The organism is Prescottella sp. GW823-FHT02E09 (genome assembly GCF_058797375.1).
The window spans coordinates 178,592-200,186 of the sequence record NZ_JBXAJP010000002.1; the positions used below are offsets into that span (position 1 = coordinate 178,592).

At 68.4% G+C, this 21,595-nt stretch carries 19 protein-coding genes; 9 read left to right on the forward strand and 10 right to left on the reverse strand.

The window, feature by feature from the left end:
* Window positions 1–19 precede the first annotated feature (19 nt).
* Window positions 20–1,519, reverse strand: coding sequence for a depupylase/deamidase Dop (gene dop / locus AC1RIF_RS04980; protein ID WP_492600280.1), 1,500 nt, complete (start codon window positions 1,517–1,519; stop codon window positions 20–22).
* A 50-nt stretch (window positions 1,520–1,569) separates the two neighbouring features.
* The gene (locus AC1RIF_RS04985; RefSeq protein WP_492600281.1) at window positions 1,570–1,953 is read right to left on the reverse strand and encodes a nitroreductase family deazaflavin-dependent oxidoreductase; all 384 of its coding nucleotides are present in this window, start codon (window positions 1,951–1,953) and stop codon (window positions 1,570–1,572) included.
* Between the two features lie 123 nt (window positions 1,954–2,076).
* Here AC1RIF_RS04985 and AC1RIF_RS04990 point away from each other — a divergent pair, with 123 nt between their 5' ends.
* The 6 genes from AC1RIF_RS04990 to AC1RIF_RS05015 all read left to right on the forward strand — a co-directional run bounded on the left by AC1RIF_RS04990 (window position 2,077) and on the right by AC1RIF_RS05015 (window position 8,980).
* Window positions 2,077–2,718 (forward strand): dihydrofolate reductase family protein, encoded by a 642-nt coding sequence (locus tag AC1RIF_RS04990; RefSeq protein WP_492600282.1) that lies wholly within the window; start codon window positions 2,077–2,079, stop codon window positions 2,716–2,718.
* A gap of 218 nt (window positions 2,719–2,936) precedes the next feature.
* On the forward strand, window positions 2,937–3,602 hold the full coding sequence (locus AC1RIF_RS04995) for a HEAT repeat domain-containing protein (RefSeq protein WP_492600283.1): 666 nt from the start codon (window positions 2,937–2,939) through the stop codon (window positions 3,600–3,602).
* A 12-nt stretch (window positions 3,603–3,614) separates the two neighbouring features.
* The gene (locus AC1RIF_RS05000) at window positions 3,615–4,634 is read left to right on the forward strand and encodes a HEAT repeat domain-containing protein (RefSeq protein ID WP_492600284.1); all 1,020 of its coding nucleotides are present in this window, start codon (window positions 3,615–3,617) and stop codon (window positions 4,632–4,634) included.
* Window positions 4,635–4,726: 92 nt separating this feature from the next.
* Window positions 4,727–6,871 (forward strand): phosphocholine-specific phospholipase C, encoded by a 2,145-nt coding sequence (locus AC1RIF_RS05005; protein WP_492600285.1) that lies wholly within the window; start codon window positions 4,727–4,729, stop codon window positions 6,869–6,871.
* 74 nt (window positions 6,872–6,945) lie between these two features.
* Window positions 6,946–8,418, forward strand: coding sequence for a cellulase family glycosylhydrolase (locus AC1RIF_RS05010; RefSeq protein WP_492600286.1), 1,473 nt, complete (start codon window positions 6,946–6,948; stop codon window positions 8,416–8,418).
* 43 nt (window positions 8,419–8,461) lie between these two features.
* Window positions 8,462–8,980, forward strand: coding sequence for an NUDIX hydrolase (locus AC1RIF_RS05015; protein ID WP_492600287.1), 519 nt, complete (start codon window positions 8,462–8,464; stop codon window positions 8,978–8,980).
* 5 nt (window positions 8,981–8,985) lie between these two features.
* Here AC1RIF_RS05015 and arc read toward each other — a convergent pair whose 3' ends face one another.
* On the reverse strand, window positions 8,986–10,749 hold the full coding sequence (arc, locus tag AC1RIF_RS05020; RefSeq protein ID WP_492600288.1) for a proteasome ATPase: 1,764 nt from the start codon (window positions 10,747–10,749) through the stop codon (window positions 8,986–8,988).
* A 188-nt stretch (window positions 10,750–10,937) separates the two neighbouring features.
* Between arc and AC1RIF_RS05025 the strand changes: the two genes are divergently transcribed.
* Window positions 10,938–11,423, forward strand: coding sequence for a WKL family lipoprotein (locus AC1RIF_RS05025; RefSeq protein WP_492600289.1), 486 nt, complete (start codon window positions 10,938–10,940; stop codon window positions 11,421–11,423).
* A gap of 80 nt (window positions 11,424–11,503) precedes the next feature.
* On the opposite strand, the gene AC1RIF_RS05030 is transcribed toward AC1RIF_RS05025, so the two are convergent.
* Window positions 11,504–12,355 carry a tRNA (adenine-N1)-methyltransferase gene (locus AC1RIF_RS05030; protein ID WP_492600290.1) on the reverse strand — a complete coding sequence of 284 codons (852 nt, stop codon included), beginning with the start codon at window positions 12,353–12,355 and terminating at the stop codon, window positions 11,504–11,506.
* A gap of 72 nt (window positions 12,356–12,427) precedes the next feature.
* On the opposite strand from AC1RIF_RS05030, the gene AC1RIF_RS05035 reads away from it, so the two are divergent.
* Window positions 12,428–13,324 carry a RecB family exonuclease gene (locus AC1RIF_RS05035; RefSeq protein ID WP_492600768.1) on the forward strand — a complete coding sequence of 299 codons (897 nt, stop codon included), beginning with the start codon at window positions 12,428–12,430 and terminating at the stop codon, window positions 13,322–13,324.
* Entirely contained in the window at window positions 13,321–14,130 is an 810-nt protein-coding gene (locus AC1RIF_RS05040; RefSeq protein ID WP_492600291.1) for a thioesterase family protein, read from the forward strand. Before AC1RIF_RS05035 ends, AC1RIF_RS05040 begins: the two co-directional genes overlap by 4 nt.
* A gap of 167 nt (window positions 14,131–14,297) precedes the next feature.
* Here the strand turns inward: AC1RIF_RS05040 and hisG are convergent, their stop codons facing one another.
* From hisG to metH, 6 genes are read right to left on the reverse strand one after another with little or no spacing between them, the layout of a single operon-like run.
* Window positions 14,298–15,149: an ATP phosphoribosyltransferase gene (hisG, locus tag AC1RIF_RS05045; protein WP_492600292.1), complete on the reverse strand. Its 852-nt coding sequence runs from the start codon at window positions 15,147–15,149 to the stop codon at window positions 14,298–14,300.
* A gap of 48 nt (window positions 15,150–15,197) precedes the next feature.
* Window positions 15,198–15,479, reverse strand: coding sequence for a phosphoribosyl-ATP diphosphatase (locus AC1RIF_RS05050; RefSeq protein WP_305095065.1), 282 nt, complete (start codon window positions 15,477–15,479; stop codon window positions 15,198–15,200).
* A 32-nt stretch (window positions 15,480–15,511) separates the two neighbouring features.
* Window positions 15,512–16,399 (reverse strand): pseudouridine synthase, encoded by an 888-nt coding sequence (locus AC1RIF_RS05055; protein WP_492600293.1) that lies wholly within the window; start codon window positions 16,397–16,399, stop codon window positions 15,512–15,514.
* A gap of 13 nt (window positions 16,400–16,412) precedes the next feature.
* Entirely contained in the window at window positions 16,413–17,264 is an 852-nt protein-coding gene (gene trhO / locus AC1RIF_RS05060; protein ID WP_492600294.1) for an oxygen-dependent tRNA uridine(34) hydroxylase TrhO, read from the reverse strand.
* 2 nt (window positions 17,265–17,266) lie between these two features.
* Complete coding sequence (locus tag AC1RIF_RS05065; protein ID WP_492600295.1) at window positions 17,267–17,944, reverse strand: HAD family hydrolase; 678 nt, start codon at window positions 17,942–17,944, stop codon at window positions 17,267–17,269.
* Between the two features lie 13 nt (window positions 17,945–17,957).
* Complete coding sequence (gene metH / locus AC1RIF_RS05070) at window positions 17,958–21,563, reverse strand: methionine synthase (protein ID WP_492600296.1); 3,606 nt, start codon at window positions 21,561–21,563, stop codon at window positions 17,958–17,960.
* Window positions 21,564–21,595 lie beyond the last annotated feature (32 nt).

The window sequence follows — 21,595 nt, forward strand, 5'->3', positions numbered from 1 at the left end:
GCACGACTCGCCGGTGTGATCAGTTCGTAAGCTGATCGACCAGCTCAGCGGCCGAATCCACCGAGTCGAGAAGTTCGCCGACATGAGCGCGGCTGCCCCGCAGCGGCTCCAGGGTCGGAATCCGGACCAACGACTCGCCGCCCAGGTCGAAGATCACCGAATCCCAGCTCGCCGCCGCGATATCCGCGCCGAACCTGCGCAGACACTCGCCGCGGAAGAAGGCCCGGGTGTCGGTCGGCGGGTTGTGGACCGCGTCGAGGACCTGCTGCTCGTTGACGAGTCGTTCCATCGACCCGCGCGCGACCAGCCGGTTGTACAGTCCCTTCTCCAGCCGGACGTCCGAGTACTGCAGGTCGATCATGTGCAGGCGCGGCGCCGACCACGCGAGCCCCTCACGGTTCCGGAATCCCTCGAGGAGGCGGAGTTTCGCGGGCCAGTCGAGCAGGTGTGCGCACTCCATGGGGTCACGTTCGAGCAGGTCGAGCACCATCGCCCACTTCTCGATGATGTCCGCGACCCGCGGATCGTCGTTGCCCTCGCCGTCCACGAACTTTGCGACCCGATCCAGGTAGATCCGCTGCAGCGCAAGACCGGTGAGTTCGCGACCGTCCGCGAGGGCCACGGTGGCCCGCAGGGTCGGGTCGTGGCTGATGCGATGGACCGCGGTGACCGGGCGCGCCAGCTGCAGGTCGGACAGATCGACGCCGGCCTCGATGAGGTCGAGCACGAGCGCGGTGGTACCGACCTTCAGGTACGTCGACATCTCCGCGAGGTTGGCATCGCCGATGATCACGTGCAGGCGGCGGTACTTGTCGGCGTCGGCGTGCGGCTCGTCGCGTGTATTGATGATGCCCCGCTTGAGCGTGGTCTCGAGCCCCACCTCGACCTCGATGTAGTCGGCCCGTTGCGACAGTTGGAAGCCGGCCTCGTCACCGGACTGCCCGATGCCGACGCGTCCGGAGCCGCAGATGACCTGGCGGGAGGCGAAGAACGGGGACAGGCCGGTGATCACGGCGGAGAAGGGAGTCTCGCGTGACATCAGGTAGTTCTCGTGGGTGCCGTACGACGCGCCCTTGCCGTCGACGTTGTTCTTGTACAGCTGCAGGCGGGGGGTGCCCGGGACGCTCGACGCGTGCCGTGCGGCCGCCTCCATCACCCGCTCCCCGGCCTTGTCCCAGATCACCGCATCGATCGGGTCGGTCACCTCGGGCGCCGAGTATTCGGGGTGGGCGTGGTCGACGTACAGGCGTGCCCCGTTGGTGAGGATCATGTTCGCGGCGCCCACCTCGTCCGCATCGATCACCGGCGCCGGACCGCTGAGTCGTCCCAGGTCGAATCCGCGGGCGTCGCGCAGCGGCGACTCCACCTCGTAGTCCCACCGGGTGCGCTTCGCGCGGGGCACACCGGCGGCCGCCGCATACGCGAGCACCGCCTGCGTGGAGGTGAGAATCGGGTTCGCCGAAGGCTCGGTGGGCGAAGAGATGCCGTACTCGACCTCGATACCGATGATCCGCTGCATGGCACGAGCCTAGAGCGTTCCGCGCCCCCGCACCCCGGGGACGACTTCGCTCACCGCTCCGCGACCCGGCCCTGGAGGTACGTGTCGGCGCCGATCCGCCGCAGAACCAGCGCCACCGGAGCCGGGGCCCACCGCGCCCCGCGGTCCTTCTCGAGACGCGGTTCGACGAGATGAACGACGCGTCCGCGCACCACGACGTCGCATTCGCCCGCGGCAAGCACGTTACGTACCCAGTCGCTGTCGGCGCCGTACGTCAGCGCGAACCGATAGCCGTTTCCGATCCGAAACGCGTTGACCGGCGTCCGATACGTGCGCCCTGATCGTCTCCCCCGGTGCTGCACGATCGCGAATCCGGGCAGATGACCGGCGACGCGGACCACGACCCGATTGAGTCCCACCCGATTCGCCCGGGCGAGTGAACGTGGAAGGGGCATGGCGCCACCACCTCTCGTCCGTTGCAGCCTAGCGTCGGTAGCAGCCGGAGCGTGAGCGATGAGTTTGCCCGGTGCGCTGAGTCTCTACCTTCGCAACCTTCATCCAGTGTGTGGGAGAACCGAGTGGAACAACTACTGAAAGTCCAGAACTTCACCGTCTCGAGCGACGGGATCGCCTGCGGCGAGAACCAGAGCTTCGAGAGCCCGTTCGGCCTCGACCCGGGCGACATGCTCGCGTGGGCCGGCGCCACAGCCAGCTGGCCCAACCGGACCGATCCCGGCGGCAGCCGCGGCCTCGACGACTACTTCACCCGGGACTTCACACACAACATCGGCGCCGAGATCATGGGACGCAACAAGTTCGGGCCCCACCGCGGCCCCTGGCAGGATCACGAATGGCGCGGCTGGTGGGGCGACGAGCCCCCATTCCACACCCCGGTGTTCGTCATGACCCATCACACGCGGCCTTCGTTCACGCTTTCGGACACCACGTTCCACTTCGTCGACGGCGACCCCGCCACGATCCTCGCGCAGGCGCGCGCGGCGGCTCAGGGTAAGGATGTCCGACTCGGCGGCGGTGTCTCCACCATCCGGCAGTTCCTCGACGCCGATCTCGTCGACACCATGCACGTGGCGGTCTCGCCGGTGGAATTCGGATCCGGACTGCAGCTGTGGGAGTCACCCGAGGAACTGCTGGACCGATTCCACCTGGAACGCGTGCCCAGCCCCAGCGGGGTGACCCACCACCTGTTCTGGAGAAGGTGACCCGGGGGTCGGGATGACCTTCGATGCAACGGTGCCCGAGCCCAGTCGGGGTTGGGCTCGGGCACCGCGCAGCCGACGATAGCCACCCGCACCACGTTTCGTGGCGACTGTGGTCCGACTCTCAATCGGACCACATCGTGTCACGCCACACACCGGAACGTGGACTCGGCGACTTGACCCTGACACTGTGACAAGGACTCGAATGGTCGACGAAGGAGGTGGTTGTCGTGAACACAACCAACCACGGTGGGCCGAGCGCCCACCTCGTCGACGCCCTGGCTGCCGCGGACCCGTCGGATCGGCTGCGGGCCGCACTCGCCGCGGGCACGGGCCGCGATCCGCGTCTCGTGGAGGCCCTCGTCGCCCGCTGTGCCGCCGAACCGGACTTCTTCGTCCGCGACATGCTGACCTGGGCACTGTGCCGGCTGCCGGTCGATTGCACGGTGCCGAGACTGCTCGACCAGCTCGGGGCCGACACCCCGCAGGCCCGCAGCCAGGCGCTGCACACCCTGTCGAAGATCGGGGATCGGCGCGCCTGGCCCGCAGTCTCGGCGCTCCTGCACGACGAGCACGACGAGGTCGCGCGCAGTGCGTGGCGGGCGGCGCTGGCACTCGTGCCGGCCGGCGGCGAGGGCGATCTCGCGGCCGATCTCGCGATCGAGCTCGGACGGGGTGACCGGGAGATGCAGCTCAGCCTGAGCCGCGCGCTGGCGGGGCTCGGGGCGGGCGCCGGGCCGGTGCTGGCCGCCGCCACGGCGAGTCTCGATCCGCACGTGCGCGCCCATGCCGAGGCCACCGAGCGGCTCCGCGTCGACCCCGACAGCGGGTTCACGCTCTCGGTCGAGATGGCGAAGCGGGTCACCGTGGTCGGTCCGGACACGTGAGGAGGCGACGGAATGTTGATCGGTGAGGTCTCGCGGCGTTCCGGTGTCAGCGCACGCATGCTGCGCCACTACGACGCGCTGGGACTGGTGACGCCGACCGGACGCACGTCCGGCGGCTACCGCGAGTACTCCGCCGACGACATCCGTCGTCTCTTCCACGTCGAGAGTCTCCGGACCCTGGGTCTGTCGTTGGACGAGGCCGGACGCGCCCTGGACCAGCCGGGCTTCGCGCCTGCCGATCTGGTGGGAGACCTCATCCGGCACACGCGACGACGGATAGCGGCCGAGGAGGAACTGCTCGCCACGCTCGAACACGTCGACTCAGCCGCCCCCGCGGAGTGGGACACGGTCCTGCGCACCGTCAGTCTGTTGCGCGCGCTCGAATCGGACTCCGCGGCCCGTCGGCAGCAGGCGATCCTGTCCCCACACGCGGCGCTGCCCACCCGGGCGCTGGTCGAAGCGGCCCTGGCGGAGGACGACCCCAACGTCGCCGGAGCACTGCAGTGGTCGTTGGCGCGAGCCGCCGGCAAGGGTCTGGCGGATCTGGCGGCCGGTCTCGATTCGGCGGATGTGGACGTCCGACGCCGTGCGACTGCCGCGATCGCGGCAGTGCGCGCCGCGGAGTCGATCGCGCTCCTGCGGCGCGCTCTCGACGATTCGGACGCCACGGTGCGTCGACGCGCGGCCCTCGCGCTCGGCGCCCGGGGCAGTGCCGACTCGATTCCGGCCCTCGTCGACATGGTCGTCGAGGGCCGCGGTGACGTCGAGGCCGCAGAGGTACTGGGCCTGCTGGCGGGTGTCTCGCCCGCCACCGAAGATGTTGTCGAGGCCTTACAGGACAGGCTCGACGACATGGACGACGCACCCACTCGGCTGCGGATCACGCAGGCGCTGGCGGAGATTCCCGGCGCTGCGGCACGTCGGGCCCTCACGCGACTGGTCCACGACAGCGACCGGACGATCGCGGCCACTGCGGCCGCGATTGTCGACGTGCAGGATCGCGGACGGACCCCGCCACGGCGTAGTCGCTGATCGAATTCGTCGGAAAACACCGAAAAACAACTGGACGGTTGGTCTACAGTCCCGTAGTGGCCGGTATCGATCGCTGCAACTGTGGAGCCGATGTGACCCGAAAGACCTTCTCCCGGCGCGGATTCCTCACCGCCGGCGCCGGTGTAGCTGCTGCGGTCGCGGCCGGTTCACTGCTTCCTCCGTCGCTGCAACGGGCGCTGGCCGCGCCTGTCCCCGCGGGCGGACTCGACTCGATCGAACACGTCGTTCTCCTGATGCAGGAGAACCGGTCGTTCGACCACTACTACGGAACCCTGCGCGGGGTCCGAGGCTTCAGCGACCCCGATGCGCTCCGACTGCGGGGCGGAGCCACCGTCTTCGAGCAGCCGGGGCCGAACGGTCCGGTGCTCCCGTTCCCGATCCGGGATTCGGCGGCCGCGCAGCGCATGGACGTGCAGAACGTCACCGGACTCGACCACAGCTGGGAGGGCGGCCACAAGGCCCTCGCGGACGGCTGGCACGACGGTTGGATCGAGGCCAAGACCGGCACGACGATGGCCTACTACGACCGCCAGGACATCCCGTTCCACTACGAACTCGCAGACGCGTTCACCATCTGCGACGCCTACCACTGCTCGGTGCCGACGTCGACCAGCCCCAACCGCAACTACTGGGTCTCCGGGTACACCGGATTCGAACCCACCGGTATCAATCCATTCGGCTCGATGGATGAGTTGGGTGTGTCCGGGTCGTCCGAACCGGCCGGTCCCGAGGGTCGCGCGGTCACCAACGCCGCCTACAACCCCTGGCACGCCGGCTACGCGTGGCCCACTGTCCCGGAGCGGCTGCAGGCCGCCGGCATCACCTGGAAGACGTACCAGGAATGGGACAACTTCGGCGACAACAACCTCGAGTACTTCACCACATTCAAGAAGGTGGGGGCCCACCTGCTCGGCAACCCCGGCCTGATCCCGTACGAGCTGCAGACCCTGGCCGGGTTCTACCTCGCGCTGCCCGAGCTACCACCCGCGGCCCAGGACGCGGCGGTGGCGACGCTCGAGGGCGCGGTGAACGGACTCTCCCCCGCAGACCGGCAGCTCTACGACCGCGCGCTGTACCGGTCACGGCCGGGCACCCTTGCCGCCGAGTTCCGCAAGGACGTCGAGGCGGGCAGGCTGCCGCAGGTCAGTTATCTGGTTCCCTCCGAGGTCGATTCGGAGCATCCGTCCGGCTCCTCGCCAGCGGCGAGCGCGACGTTGCTCTACCAGGTTCTCGACGCGATCGCCTCCGACCCGGACCTATGGTCGAAGACGGCCGTGATCGTCAACTTCGACGAGAACGACGGCTACTTCGACCACGTGCCGCCACCGCGGCCACCGCTGTCGGTCGATACGGAATGGGTTGCGGGTCAGCCGCTCGGGCTGGGTCCGCGAGTGCCGATGACGATCATCTCGCCGTGGACCGTCGGCGGGTTCGTGTGCTCTCAGGTGTTCGACCACACAGCGGTGACGCAGTTCCTGGAGAAGCGGTTCGGGATCAGTCAACCGGAGATCGACCCGTGGCGGCGGACGGTGAGCGGAGACTTGACGTCGGCGTTCGACTTCGCCAATCCGCGGAGCCGGCCCGCCCTCACCCGACCGCAGCCCAGCCCGCCACTGGAACCACGATGGACGCCGACTCCACCTGCCGAGCAGCGCATTCCGGACCAGGAAAGTGGTGTCCGCCCTGCCCGCGCCCTGCCGTACCAGCCCGACGCGCACGCGACCGTGGATCCCGCAGCACGCTCTCTGACTCTGCGTCTGGACAACACCGGTGCCGAGTCGACGCACCTGGCCCTGTATCCGTACGCGGGCGAGTTCGACGTCCCCCGCCACTACGACGTCCTCGGCGCAAGCACCGACACTGTGCCGCTACCGACCGCGCGCTACGACCTGACCCTGCTGGGCCCCAACGGGTTCAGGCGGGAATTCGCGGGGTCGGCCGACGGGGTGGCGGCCGAACTCGAAGTGTCCTCGACGATCGACGTCGCGACGCGATCGCTTGCCCTGACCGTGGAGAACCGGGGAACTCGCGAGCTGACCGTCGGTGTCGACGGTCAACGGCGTCGACTCGCGGCCCACGAATCGGAATCGCTGACGGTGCCGTCGGTGAACGGCTGGTACGAGGCCACGGTGACCGTCGACGAGGACCCCGGCTTCCGGCGACGGCTGGTCGGACACATCGAGAACGGACAGGCCAGCGTCAGTCAACCGACTTGACGCGGCGAGAAGGCGCTGCGCCGCCGCTCCGGCAAGGAACGTGATCGAACCAAGAGAGTCCAACAGGAGGACACGTGCGTCGAATCCGGCTCGTATCGCTGATAGCGACAGGCTCGCTGGTGTTCGGTGGTGGCGTTGCCGCTGCCCAGAGCAGTTTGCCCACGTCCGGAAGTGGAAGTGGAAGTGGCGCTGCTCTGACGCCGTCCTACCTGAAGGACGATGAAGGTCGCTCACTGATCCTGCGCGGGTTCAACACGGCGTCGAGCGCGAAGAGCGCGCCCGACGGCATGCCGCAGTTCACCGCGGCAGACCTCGACCGCGAATACGCAGACATGGGAACCAACTTCGTGCGGTTCCTGATCTCCTGGCGGTCGGTCGAACCCGCACCGGGCGTGTACGACCAGCAGTATCTGGACCGTGTCGAGGATCGGGTCGGCTGGTACGCCGAGCGCGGCTACAAGGTCATGCTCGACATGCACCAGGACCTGTACTCCGGGGCGATCACCCCCGACGGCAACGGCGGCAACGGCGCCGGCAACATCGGCAACGGCGCGCCGGCCTGGGCGACGTACATGGACGGGCTCCCGGTGGAGCCTCAGTCTCGGTGGGAGCTGTACTACATCCAGCCCGGTGTGATGCGCGCGTTCGACAACTTCTGGAACACCACCGGCAAGCACCCGGAGCTCACCGAGCACTACGCGAACGCGTGGCGGGCGGTTGCCGCACGCTTCGCCGACAACGACGCCGTCGTGGCGTACGACCTGATGAACGAGCCGTGGGGAGGCACCCTGATAGGTCCGGAATTCGAAGCCGGACCGCTCGCTTCGCTGTACCAGCGGACGACCGACGCCATCCGGCAGGTCGATCAGGACACCTGGGTGTGTGTGGCCCCGCAGGCGATCGGCGTCAACCAGGGTCTCCCCAGCGGGCTCACCAAGATCGACGACCCCCGCGCCGGTGAGCAGCGCATCGCCTACTGCCCGCATCTCTACCCGCTGCCCCTCGACATCGGCGGCGGACACGAGGGCCTGGCGCGCACACTCACCGACGTGACCATCGACGCCTGGCGAGCCAACACCGCCCACACCGCGGGCGGGCTCGGCGACGTGCCCATCATCCTCGGCGAATTCGGGCTGGACACCACGTTGCCCGGCGCCCGGGACTACATCGAACGCGTCTACGGCACGGCGCGCGAGATGGGGGCGGGTGTCTCGTACTGGTCCAGCGATCCCGGCCCGTGGGGCCCCTACCTGCCCGACGGCACGCAGACGCTGCTCGTCGACACCCTGAACAAGCCGTACCCGCGCGCAGTGGCCGGCACACCCCTCGAGTGGTCGTCGACCACGGATCGACTCCAACTGAGGATCGAGCCGGACGCCTCGATCACCGCTCCCACCGAGATCTACCTCCCGGAGAGCGGGTTCCCGGGCGACGTCCGTGTCGACGGCGCCGACCTCGTGGGCTGGGATCGGCAGAATCGACTGCTCACGGTGCGCACTCCCGCCGACTCGGGCACCGTGACCGTCACGGTGACTCCGGCTGCCTGATCCGGCGAGAGCGACGAACGGTCGTCGGTGCAACGATGACTCCATGGACGAAGTGGTCTCGGTCTACGACACGCACGGCACCGTGATCGGCACTGCACCCCGCACACGGGTGTATGCCGAAGGGCTGTGGCACGCCAGCGCAGGCGTCCTACTGCGGTCGACGGACGGGAGCCGGCTGTACGTCCATCGCCGCGCGCCGGACAAGGCGGTGTTCGCGGGCATGCACGACTGCCTCGCCGGCGGCGTCGTGGACCCTGGTGAGACGCCCGAGGTCACCGCTCGGCGCGAGCTCGCCGAGGAGCTCGGCGTCACGGGTGTGGACCTGTCCCCCATCTCCCGGATCTCCTGGGACGGAACGTGGCACGGCGCACCCCTGCGCTGTCACCTGTTCGCGTTCGAAGCCCGCTACGACGGAACTATCCGCCACCAGCCCAGTGAAATCAGCGACGGCTGGTGGTGGACCGACGCCGAACTGCGGAGACACCTGCAGGACCCGGAGTGGCCGTTCGTTCCGGACACCCGGGCCCTGCTGGGCGACTACTTCGATCGAACCGTGTCCTAGACGACCTAGAGGTACTGGCCGGTGTTGGACTCGGTGTCGATGGCACGGCTGGCACTGGCGTTCTTGCCGGTGACTAGTGTGCGGATGTAGACGATCCGCTCGCCCTTCTTGCCGGAGATCCTCGCCCAGTCGTCGGGGTTGGTGGTGTTCGGCAGGTCCTCGTTCTCGGAGAACTCGTCGACGATCGAATCGAACACGTGCTGCACCCGCAGACCCGGCGAGCCCGTCTCGAGCACCGACTTGATCGCGTACTTCTTGGAGCGGTCCACGATGTTCTGAATCATGGCGCCGGAATTGAAGTCCTTGAAGTACAGGACCTCCTTGTCCCCGTTGGCATACGTGACCTCCAGGAAGCGGTTGTCGTCGCTCTCGGCGTACATCCGGTCCACAACCCGTTCGATCATCACCTTGACGCACGCCGCCCGATCCCCGTTGAACTCGGCGAGGTCGTCGGCGTGCAACGGCAGGGTCTCGACCAGGTACTTCGAGAAGATGTCCTGCGCGGACTCGGCGTCCGGGCGTTCGATCTTGATCTTGACGTCGAGTCGGCCGGGCCGCAGGATCGCGGGGTCGATCATGTCCTCGCGGTTGGACGCACCGATCACGATGACGTTCTCGAGGCCCTCGACACCGTCGATCTCGCTGAGGAGCTGCGGGACGACGGTGGTCTCGACGTCGGACGACACACCCGACCCTCGGGTACGGAAGATCGAGTCCATCTCGTCGAAGAACACGATCACCGGGGTGCCCTCGGACGCCTTCTCACGTGCCCGCTGGAAGATCATCCGGATGTGCCGTTCGGTCTCACCGACGAACTTGTTCAGCAGCTCCGGGCCCTTGATGTTGAGGAAGTACGACTTGGCTTCCTTGCTGTCCTGCCCCCGCGACTCGGCGATCTTCTTCGCGAGCGAGTTCGCCACGGCCTTCGCGATGAGGGTCTTGCCGCAGCCCGGCGGGCCGTACAGCAACACGCCCTTTGGCGGTCGCAGCGCGTACTCGTGGAACAGATCCTTGTGCAGGAACGGCAGTTCGACAGCGTCCCGGATCTGCTCGATCTGCCGGCCGAGGCCACCGATGTCGTTGTAACCGACGTCCGGGACCTCCTCGAGTACGAGATCCTCGACCTCGGCCTTGGGAATGCGCTCGAACGCGTACCCGGCCTTGGTGTCGACCAGCAGGGAGTCGCCGGGCCGCAATCGGCGCGACGGGGAATCCGGATCCTTCACACCGTCCTCGGCCGCGATCTCGGCGAGGGGCGCCGCGAGCCACACGACGCGCTCCTCGTCCGCGTGCCCCACCACCAGCGCGCGTTCGCCGTCGTCGAGAACCTCACGCAGAGCGCAGATCTCACCGACACGTTCGAACCGGGTGGCCTCGACGATTGTGAGCGCCTCGTTGAGACGAACCGTCTGGCCCATGTTCAGCGTGTCGGTGTCGACGTTGGGCGAACACGTCAGCCGCATCTTGCGCCCGGACGTGAACACGTCGACGGTCTGATCGTCGTGGATGCCGAGGAGCACACCGTATCCGCTGGGAGGCTGCCCCAGCCGATCCACCTCTTCGCGCAGCGCGATGAGCTGCTGCCGGGCTTCCTTCAGGGTGTCCATCAGTTTGCCGTTGCGAATGGTGAGCGAGTCGACGCGTGACTCCAACTCCCGCAACTGCTCGGGCGATTCCGCCAGTTGCCTACGGAGCGTCGCCGCCTCTGCCCGCAACGCGTCGAGTTCACGCACCGCCGCAACCGGGTCCGGATTCTCTGTCGGGTTCATGTGCCGCTCCTCCCAGTCCGATCTATCAACGCTACCGGCACCGGGGACAAAGCGTGACGCGACACGTGCCCGAGCTTCGGTCCGGCAGCGCCGGAATCCGGAGATCCACCCGAACCGACCATGTTAGCCTTGCCTTCGTTCCGGCCGGTAACGACCGACCGAGCCAAGAAACGAAAGGCCTCACCACCGTGATCATCCGCAAATCGCTCGTCGCCGCCGGCGTCCTGGTCGCCGCCCTCGGGATGACGGCGTGCAGCTCCGAAGACTCCTCGGACAGCGCAGCTACCACCAGCTCGGCTTCCACGTCGGCGGCCGCATCGACGACGACGGCGGCGTCCGCCGACGCTCCGTCCGCCGAGGTGCTGCAGAAGCAGCTGACCGTGTTCTTCGATCCGGCCGTCGCGGCCACCGAGAAGACCACGGTGATCGAGAACGGTGAGCAGCGGGCGGCTCTGATCGAGCAGCTCAACGGCGTTCTCGCCGGCTACCCGCTCACGGCCGAGGTCCACGAGGTGACCGTCGAGGGCGACACCGCCACCGCGATCACCCAGATCGCCGGCCCGCACGGCGGCGCCCCGGTGCCCGTCACGTTCACGCAGAAGGACGGCGAATGGGTGATCTCCGACGCCAGCACCTGCGAGATCCTCGGCATGGGCCGGCTCACCTGCAGCTGAACCGCCGGTAGCGGTTACCTCACCAGCTGAAGGGACCCTTCGTGCGCTGGCAGCGCACGAAGGGTCCCTTCAGCTGTGTTTCAGCCCTTGCTGGGGCGGCGCTGCGGCTTGGGGGTCACGGTGCCCTCCGCGAGCCGGCGCGCGGTGACGAGGAACGCGGTGTGACCCTGCATCCGGTGCTCCGGGCGCACCGCGAGGCCGACGACGTGCCAGCCGCGCACCATCGATTCCCACGACCGCGGCTCGGTCCAGCACTCCTGCTCACGCATCGCCTCGACGACCTTCGACAGCTGGGTCGTGGTCGCGACGTAGACGACGAGCACGCCACCGGGGACCAGCGCCTTCGACACGGCGGGCAGCACGTCCCACGGAGCCAGCATGTCCAGCACGACGCGATCGACCTTGCCGTCGACGTCGGCGTCGTACTCCGCGAGGTCGGCGATCGTCAGGTCCCAGTTGTCGGGACGCCCGCCGAAGAAGGTCTCCACGTTCCGGACCGCGTGCTCGGCGTGGTCCTCACGGACCTCGTACGAGACGACCTTGCCGGTGGGCCCGACGGCCCGCAGCAGCGAGCACGTCAACGCGCCCGAACCCGCGCCGGCCTCGAGCACCCGCGCGCCGGGGAACACGTCGCCCTCGTGCACGATCTGCGCGGCGTCCTTGGGGTAGATCACCTGCGCGCCGCGCGGCATCGACAGCACGTAGTCGGTGAGCAGGGGCCGCAACGCCAGGTAGGGCGTGCCGTTGGTGGACGTGACGACGGTGCCCTCGTCGGAGCCGATGAGGCTGTCGTGCAGGATGCCGCCGCGGTGCGTGTGGAACTCCTTGCCCGGTTCCAGGACCACGGTGTACTTCCGGCCCTTGGCATCGGTGAGTTGGACGCGGTCACCGACCTGAAAAGGTCCGCTACGTCCCAGTCCGCCTGATGCCATCTCGCGCCCACTCCATTCGTTCGTCCGGCCGACACCGTGTCGGACCCAGCGCATAGCCTGCCAGGTGTGAGCATCACCGTTCCGACGCCCCCTGCCCCCGACGGCCACGCGGTCGCGTCGGCGCCCGGCCGTGGGGCGGTTCGGCGTCCGGCGCTGTCACCGTCGCGGGCGAGCGATTTCAAGCAGTGCCCGCTGTTGTACCGCTTCCGGGCGGTCGACCGCATCCCCGAGGCGCCGTCGAAGGCACAGGTGAGGGGCACCGTGGTGCACGCGGCTCTCGAATCGTTGTTTGCGCTGCCGCGCGCCGAGCGGGTGCCGGAGCGGGCGCGCGAGCTGGTGGAACCCGCGTGGCAGCGTCTCCTGGAGTCGTCGCCCGATCTCGCCGATCTGCTCGGCCCCGCCGAGCGCGGGCAGTTCCTCACGGAGGCCAGGCGGCTCGTGTCCGGGTACTACAAGCTCGAGGATCCCACTCGGTTCGATCCCGAGTCGTGTGAGCTCCGGGTGGAGACCGAGCTCGACGACGGTGTCCTGTTGCGCGGGTTCGTCGATCGCATCGACGTGTCACCGACCGGTCTGCTGAGGGTGGTCGATTACAAGACGGGCCGGGCGCCGTGGGAGATGGGCGAGTCCAAGGCACTGTTCCAGATGAAGTTCTACGCCTTGGTGCTGATGAGGACGCGCGGCATCGTGCCGGCACAGCTGCAGCTGCTGTATCTCGGCGACGGGCAGGCGCTGACATACCAGCCGGAGGAGGAAGAGCTTCGGCGCTTCGAGCGGACCCTGTCGGCAATCTGGACGGCCATCCTCGATTCGGGGGCCACAGGTGACTTCCGCCCCAATCCGGGGCGATTGTGTGATTGGTGCAACCATAAGACTCGTTGCCCGGCCTTCGGAGGAACACCGCCCCCGTATCCGGGGTGGCCGGTTCCCTCGGAGGAAAGTTCGGAGTTCGAGGAGACAGTCGAGTGAGTGACCAGGCCTACTACATCCCGTTGGGAAGCACCGGAGACGGCGCCGAACTCTTCGGGTCGACGCCTCTGACCGCGAGCACCTGGGCTGACACCATGCAGCACGGTGCGCCGCCGTCGGCGCTGCTCGTGCGCGCACTCGAGCGTTGCGGCAACCGTCCCGACACCCGCCTGACCCGCGTCGTCGTCGAGATCCTGGGGCCGATCCCGATCACCGATATCGAGGTCCGCTCGTGGATCGAGCGTCCCGGCAAGCGCGTCGAGTTGGTCGTCGCCGAACTGTGGGCGACGGGACCGGACGGTACGTCTCGCGCCGTCGCGCGCGGCACCGGCTGGCGCATGGAGACGGCGGACACCGCCGCCGTAGTGCACACCGCGGACACTCCCCTGCGCCCGGTGGCGGAGGCCCACGAGGTCGAGCTGGACGGCCCGTTCTGGGGTACCGGATTCGTGAAGAGCCTCGAGTGGCGCTGGCTCGCCGAGATCGGCTGTGAGGGTCCCGGTCAGATGTGGGCGCGCCCCATTCCTGTTCTGGTGGAGGGCGAGTCGCTGACCCCGATCCAACGGCTGTTCACGGTGGCCGACGTCTCCAACGGCGCCGGAGCCAAGATCCACCCCGCGGAGTGGACATTCCTCAACACAGACCTGACAGTGCACCTGTTCCGTATCCCCGAGGGCGAGTGGATCGGGCTGTCGTCGGAGACGTCGTACGGGCCCGACGGTGTCGGCATGTGCGCCGGCGTCCTCTACGACGAGACCGGAGCCGTCGGACGCATCAACCAGACCCTCCAGATCCGCGCGCGCTGAGCGCCCCCTCCCGGAACGCCGACGGCGGGGGGGGGGGGGGGGGGGGGGGGGGGGGGGGGGGGGANNNNCCTACCCCCCCCCCCCCCCCCCCCCCCCCCCCCCCCCCCCCCCCCCCACCCCCCCCCCCCCCCCCCCCCCCCCCCCGCCGTCGGTAGTCGAACGCTGCGTCAGAAGGCGCGGCAGGACCGGATGTCGGATGCCAGGATCGCCTTGGCACCGAGGTCGGCCAGCTCGTCCATCACCGCGTTGTGAACCTTGCGGGAGACCATCGCACGCACCGCGACCCAGTTCTCGTCGGCAAGCGGCGAGAGGGTCGGCGATTCGAGGCCCGGAGTGACCTTGACCGCCTGCTCGAGCACGGCCTTGGGGCAGTCGTAGTCGAGCATCAGGTACTGCTGGGCGAACACGACGCCCTGCACGCGCGCGATCAGCTGGTTGCGGGCCTTGTCGTCGCCGTCGGAGCCCTCGCGCTCGATCAGCACACCCTCCGAGTCGCACAGCGACTCACCGAAGGCGATGAGGTTGTGCTGACGCAGGGTGCGGCCGGAGCCGACGACGTCGGCGATCGCATCGGCGACACCGAGCTGAATCGAGATCTCCACGGCGCCGTCGAGGCGGATGACGGTGGCCTCGAGCCCGCGGGCGGCGAGGTCGGAGCGCACCAGGTTCGGATACGACGTCGCGATCCGCAGTCCGGCGAGATCCTCGACAGCCCAGTCCCTTCCGGCGGGGGCGGCATAGCGGAAGCTGGAGCGTCCGAAGCCCAGTGCGAGCCGCTCGTGGACGGGTGCGCCCGAATCGAGTGCGAGGTCGCGGCCGGTGATGCCGAGATCGAGTTCACCGGATCCGACGTAGATCGCGATGTCCTTGGGGCGCAGGAAGAAGAACTCGACGTTGTTGGTGGGATCGAGGACGGTGAGATCACGCGAATCGGTACGGCGACGGTATCCGGCCTCGCCGAGAATCTGGCTGGCCGATTCCGAGAGCGATCCCTTGTTGGGCACTGCTACGCGCAGCATGTGGGGTGGTCCTTCCGAGAGGATGGGTGCAAGGAGACGAGGCCGAACTCAGAGATGTCGGTACACGTCTTCGAGCTTCAGGCCCTTGCCCACCATCAGGACCTGAACCCAGTAGAGAAGCTGGGAGATTTCTTCGGCGAGAGCCTCGTCGCTCTCGTGTTCGGCGGCGATCCAGACCTCGCCGGCCTCCTCGAGCACCTTCTTGCCCTGCGCATGGACACCAGCGTCCAGCGCAGCAACGGTGCCGGATCCCTCGGGACGGGAGGCGGCGCGCTCGGTCAGCTCGGCGAACAGGGATTCGAAGGTCTTCACGGGTATCGATTCTCGCACGTGGTCCGAACGGTGCCGAATCTGGACCGACGTCAGTACTCCAGGGTCCGTCGGCTCTCGAATTGCCTGGGCTCCCCCGTCAGCGGATCGTCGAACTCGAGACTGCGCGCCAGCAACCGCAGAGGGTCGGCGAAATCGTTCGGGTCGCGGCGCCGGAACTCGGGATAGAAATTATCGCCGACGATCGGCACACCCAGCGAATTCAGATGCAGACGCAGTTGGTGGGTGCGGCCGGTGCGCGGCTGCAGCCGGTAGCGCGCGAGCTCGCCGCGATGTTCGACGAGATCGATCAGCGTCTCCGAGTTGGGCTCCCCCGGTTCCTCGGACGCGGTGAGCTCCCCGTGCACCTTGCGGATGCGGCTGCGTACGACGCGGGGGAACTCGACGTGGGACAGGCCGGGGGCGATGGCCTCGTACGTCTTGCGCACCCGCTGCTTCTCGAACATCTCCTGGTAGGGCCGGCGCAGCGCCGGATCGGTGGTGCACAGCAGGACACCCGCCGTCATCCGGTCCAGCCGGTGCACGGGCACCAGGTCGGGCAGCTCCAGGTCCCGGCGCAGCCGCACCACGACGGTCTCCCGGATGTGCGCGCCGCGCGGGATGGTCGCGAGGAAGTGCGGTTTGTCGACGACGACCAGCCCGGCGTCGCGGTGCAGGACGTCCACCGCGAACGGCACCGGCACCTCCGGCGCCGGCTCACGATAGAAGTACACGAACCGCGTCGGCTGGTACGGGGTCGTGTGGTCGACCACGCGCCCGTGCTCGTCGACCACCTCGCCCGCCCCGAGACGGGTGTCCCAGTCCTCGTCGGGGTGACGCCCGCGCAGGTAGTCGACGACCGTCATCGACGGCCGCCCGGCCGGCATGCGGATCCGGTCGGGTCCGAGGCCGTCACGGATCGGGAGCGGCGCGCGTGCCATCGTCAGCGGCGCCTCAGGCGTCGGGGACGCACGGCTCGCACACCAGCGTCAGCTCTCGACCGCCCACGTCCGGGTGGTTGCGGAACCGCGACGTGGGGGCGCCGCAGATCGTGCACTTGCCCAGCGTCACAGCACGATCGGTGAAGTCGACGTTCATGCGCTTGTCGAACACGTACAGCGAGCCGTCCCACAGGCCCTCGTCGCCGAACGCCTCGCCGTAACGGACGATGCCGCCGTCGAGCTGGTAGACCTCCTCGAAGCCCCGGTTGCGCATCAGCGCCGACAGGACCTCGCAGCGCACGCCGCCCGTGCAGTACGTGACGACCGGCTTGGACTTGAGGTGGTCGTAGCGTCCGCTGTCGAGTTCGGTGACGAAGTCGCGGGTGGTGGCGACGTCGGGAACGACCGCGTTCCGGAACCGGCCGATCTCGGCCTCGAACGCGTTGCGGCCGTCGAAGAACACGACGTCGTCGCCGCGGCTGCCGACCAGCTCGTGCAGTTCGTTCGGCGACAGGTGCGTGCCGCCGCCCACGACACCGTCGGCGTCGACCTTCAACTCCTCCGGAGCCCCGAACGTGACGATCTCGGGCCGCACCTTGACCGACAGCCGCGGGAAGTCGTCACCCGCGCCGTCCGACCACTTGATGTCGGCATCCTTGAACGGCGCGTACGACCGGGTCCCACGTACGTACCGCTTGACGTCGGCGATGTCGCCGCCGACGGTGGCGTTGATCCCGTGCTCCGAGATCAGGATCCGGCCCGTGAGATCGTTCGACGCGGCCAGCGTGTGCTGCCACAACCGGATCGCCTCCGGGTCCGCGAGCGGAGTGAACCGGTAGAACAGAACGATCTTCGGCGTCGCCACGGCTACGCGACCTCTCGCCGGTGCAGCGCGTGGAGGTCCGACGCGGCGAGCCCCTCGAGGGTCGTCCGGAAGATGCGCCGGGGCGACTCGGGGACGGTCGTGAGCGACGGGATCACCAACACCGTGCATCCGGCTGCGTCGGCGGCGGCGGCACCGGTGGGTGAGTCCTCCACCGCGAGACAGTCGGCGGGCTCGACGCCCAGTAGCTCGGCGGCCCGCAGGTACGGCGCGGGGTCCGGCTTGCCGGCCGGCACCTCGTCGCCGCACACCGAATGGTCGAAGTGCTCCCGGCCGAGGGTGTCGAGGGCGAACTCGCACAGTTCACGGTCCGTGTTCGTCACGAGTGCCGAGCCGAGGCCGGCCGCGCGCACGGTACGCAGTGCCTGCTGCGCACCGGGACGCCACGGCAGGCCGGCCTCGAACAACTCGCCCATCCGGCTGTAGAGCCACGCCTTGGCGTCGGCGAGAGCCGCGGGATGCGGATCCAGGTCGAGCGAGGCGAACACCGTGCCGAGTGCGTTCGCACTGGACGCTCCGATGGTCGCGAGCCGGGTCTCCTCCGACATCGGGCCACCGAGGTGCAGCGACAGTTCCTTCACCCCGATGTCCCACAGGTTCTCGGACTCGAGCAGCGTGCCGTCCATGTCCCACAGGACCGCCCGCAGGGTCCCGACCGACATCGATCCTGATCGATCAAACATTGAAGTACTTGGCCTCCGGGTGGTGCAGCACGAACGCATCGGTGGACTGCTCGGGATGCAACTGGACCTCCTCCGACAGCTCGACGCCGATGCGCTCCGGCTCGAGCATCGCCACGAGCTTGCGGCGGTCCTCCAGGTCGGGGCAGGCGCCGTAGCCGAACGAGTAGCGCGCGCCGCGGTATTCGAGCTTGAAGAAGTCCTCGACGTTCGACGGATCCTGCTCGGCGATGTTGTGGCCGCCCGGCAGGATCAGTTCCTCACGGACCCGGCGGTGCCAGTACTCGGCGAGCGCCTCGGTGAGCTGGACGCCGATGCCGTGGACCTCGAGGTAGTCGCGGTACGCGTTGGCCGCGAACAACTCGTTGGCAAAGTCCGCGATGGGCTGGCCCATCGTCACCAGGTTCATCGGCAGCACGTCGACCTGGCCGTCCTCACGGGCGTCCTCGCGGGAGCGCACGAAGTCGGCGATGCACAGGAACCGGTCGCGCTGCTGGCGCGGGAACGTGAACCGGAAGCGTTCCGGCGCATCGGGATCGGGAGCGGAGCCTGCGGAGCGACCCGAGGACGCAGTCGGCTCGTCGAGCACGATCACGTCGTCGCCCTCGGAGACCGCCGGGAAGTACCCGTACACGACCGCGGCATGCGCGAGCACGCCCTCGGCGGTGAGCCGGTCCAGCCAGTAGCGAAGGCGCGGACGCCCCTCGGTCTCGACCAGCTCCTCGTAGGTCGGTCCGTCGCCGGCGCGCTGCCCGCGCAGACCCCACTGACCGAGGAACAGCGCGCGCTCGTCGAGCAGGCCGGAGTACTCGGACAGCGAGATGCCCTTGACGATCCGGGTCCCCCAGAACGGCGGGACCGGGACCGCGATGTCGGCGGCGACGTCGGACCGCGCCGGCACCTCCACCGGCGTCTCGGCCGCCTTACGCTTCTCCGCGATCCGCTTGGAACGCTCGTGACGCTCCTTGCGCTCGGCCGCCTTCGCCTTGGCCGCCAACGCCTCCGGACTGTCCGGCGCCAGGCCCTCGCCGCGCTTGGTGGCCATGATCGTGTCCATCAGGTGCAGACCCTCGAACGCGTCACGCGCGTACGACACCTCACCGTCGTACACCTCCGACAGGTCGTTCTCGACGTACGAGCGGGTCAGCGCCGCGCCGCCGAGGAGTACCGGGAACTGCTCGGCCACGCCCTTGGCGTTGAGCTCCTCGAGGTTCTCCTTCATCACGACCGTCGACTTCACCAGCAGGCCCGACATGCCGATGACGTCCGCGCGCTTGTCGAGGGCGACGTCGAGGATGGTCGCGATCGGCTGCTTGATGCCGATGTTGACGACCTCGTACCCGTTGTTGGACAGGATGATGTCGACGAGGTTCTTGCCGATGTCGTGCACGTCGCCCTTGACGGTCGCGAGCACGATCCGGCCCTTGCCGTCGTCACCGGTGGACTCCATGTGCGGCTCGAGGTAGGCCACGGCCGCCTTCATCACCTCGGCGGACTGCAGCACGAACGGCAACTGCATCTGGCCGGAGCCGAACAGCTCACCGACGGTCTTCATGCCCGAGAGCAGTGTCTCGTTGATGATCTCGAGCGGCGGGCGCTCCGTCATCGCGGCGTCGAGGTCGGCTTCGAGGCCGTTGCGCTCGCCGTCGACGATCCGACGCTCGAGACGCTCGAACAGCGGCAGGGCCGCGAGTTCCTCGGCCCGCGACGCGCGCGCCGACGCCGCCGAGACGCCCTCGAACAACTCCATCAGCTTCTGCAGCGGATCGTATCCCTCACGGCGACGGTCGTAGACCAGGTCCAGTGCCGTCTCACGCTGCTCCTCCGGGATGCGCGCCATCGGCAGGATCTTCGACGCGTGCACGATCGCGGTGTCGAGGCCGGCGTCGGTGCACTCGTGCAGGAACACGGAGTTGAGCACCTGGCGCGCGGCCGGATTGAGGCCGAACGAGATGTTGGAGATGCCGAGTGTGAAGTGGACGTCGGGGTGCCGCCGCTTGAGCTCCCGGATCGCCTCGATGGTCTCGATGCCGTCGCGGCGCACCTCCTCCTGACCGGTGGAGATCGGGAACGTCAACGCGTCGATGATGATGTCCGACTCCGACAGCCCCCACGTCGTGGTGATGTCCTCGATGAGACGCTCGGCGATGCGGACCTTGTGCTCGGCGGTGCGGGCCTGTCCCTCCTCGTCGATCGTCAGCGCGACGACGGCGGCGCCGTGTTCCTTGACCAGTCGCATGATCCGCTGGTAGCGCGAGTTCGGACCGTCGCCGTCCTCGTAGTTGACCGAGTTCACCGCGCACCGGCCACCGAGGTGTTCGAGCCCCGCCTGCAGGACGTCGGGTTCGGTGGAGTCCAGCATGATCGGCAGCGTCGAAGCGGTCGCCAGGCGGCTCGCGAGCGCGGACATGTCGGCGGCACCGTCACGACCGACGTAGTCGACGTTGAGGTCGAGCATGTGCGCGCCGTCGCGCGTCTGATCCTTCGCGATGTCGAGGCACTTCTGGTAGTCCTCGGCGATCATCGCCTCACGGAAAGCCTTGGAGCCGTTGGAATTGGTGCGCTCACCGATCATCAGGATGGACGCGTCCTGGTCGAACGGGACGGCCGCGTACAGCGACGACGTGCCGTCCTCCGGCTGCGGGGTGCGCTGTGCCTTCTCGACCGCGCGGACGGCCTCGGCGACCTGACGGATGTGTTCGGGCGTCGTGCCGCAGCAGCCGCCGACGAACGCCAGACCGAACTCGCTGACGAAGCCGGACAGCGCGACGGCCAGTTCCTCTGCCGTGAGCGGGTACTCGGCGCCCTTGGGCCCGAGCTGCGGCAGACCGGCGTTCGGCATCACCGACACCGGCAGCGTCGAGTGCCGCGACAGGTGCCGCAGATGCTCGCTCATCTCGGCGGGGCCCGTCGCGCAGTTCAGGCCGATCATGTCGATCCCGAGCGGTTCGAGCGCGGTCAGGGCCGCACCGATCTCGCTGCCCAGCAGCATCGTGCCGGTGGTCTCGACGGTGACGTGGGTGATGATCGGCAGGCGGCGACCGAGCTTCTCCATCGCATGCTGGCTGCCGATGATCGCGGCCTTCACCTGGAGCAGGTCCTGGCAGGTCTCGATCAGGATCGCGTCGGCGCCGCCCTCGATCATGCCGAGCGCCGATTCGGTGTACGCGTCGCGCAGCACCGCGAACGGCGCGTGACCGAGGGTGGGCAGCTTGGTGCCCGGGCCCATCGAGCCGAGCACGAACCGGCCCATGCCGTCGCGGCCGGGTCCCATCTCGTCGGCGACCTCGCGGGCGATGCGGGTGCCCCGCTCGGAGAGATCACGGATGCGATGGGAGATGTCGTAGTCGGCGAGGTTCGGCAGATTGCAGCCGAAGGTGTTGGTTTCGACCGCGTCGGCGCCGGCTTCGAAGTACGCGCGGTGGATGTCGCGCAGCACGTCGGGGCGAGTCTCGTTCAGAATCTCGTTGCAGCCCTCGAGCCCGAGGAAATCGTCGAGAGTCAGATCCGCGGCCTGCAACATCGTGCCCATGGCGCCGTCGCCGATGACAACGCGCTGTTCCAGCGCATCAAGCAGGGCAGAGTGGAATGGTGCAGACATGCCGTCCAGAGTAGTGGGCGGCTCGACGGCGG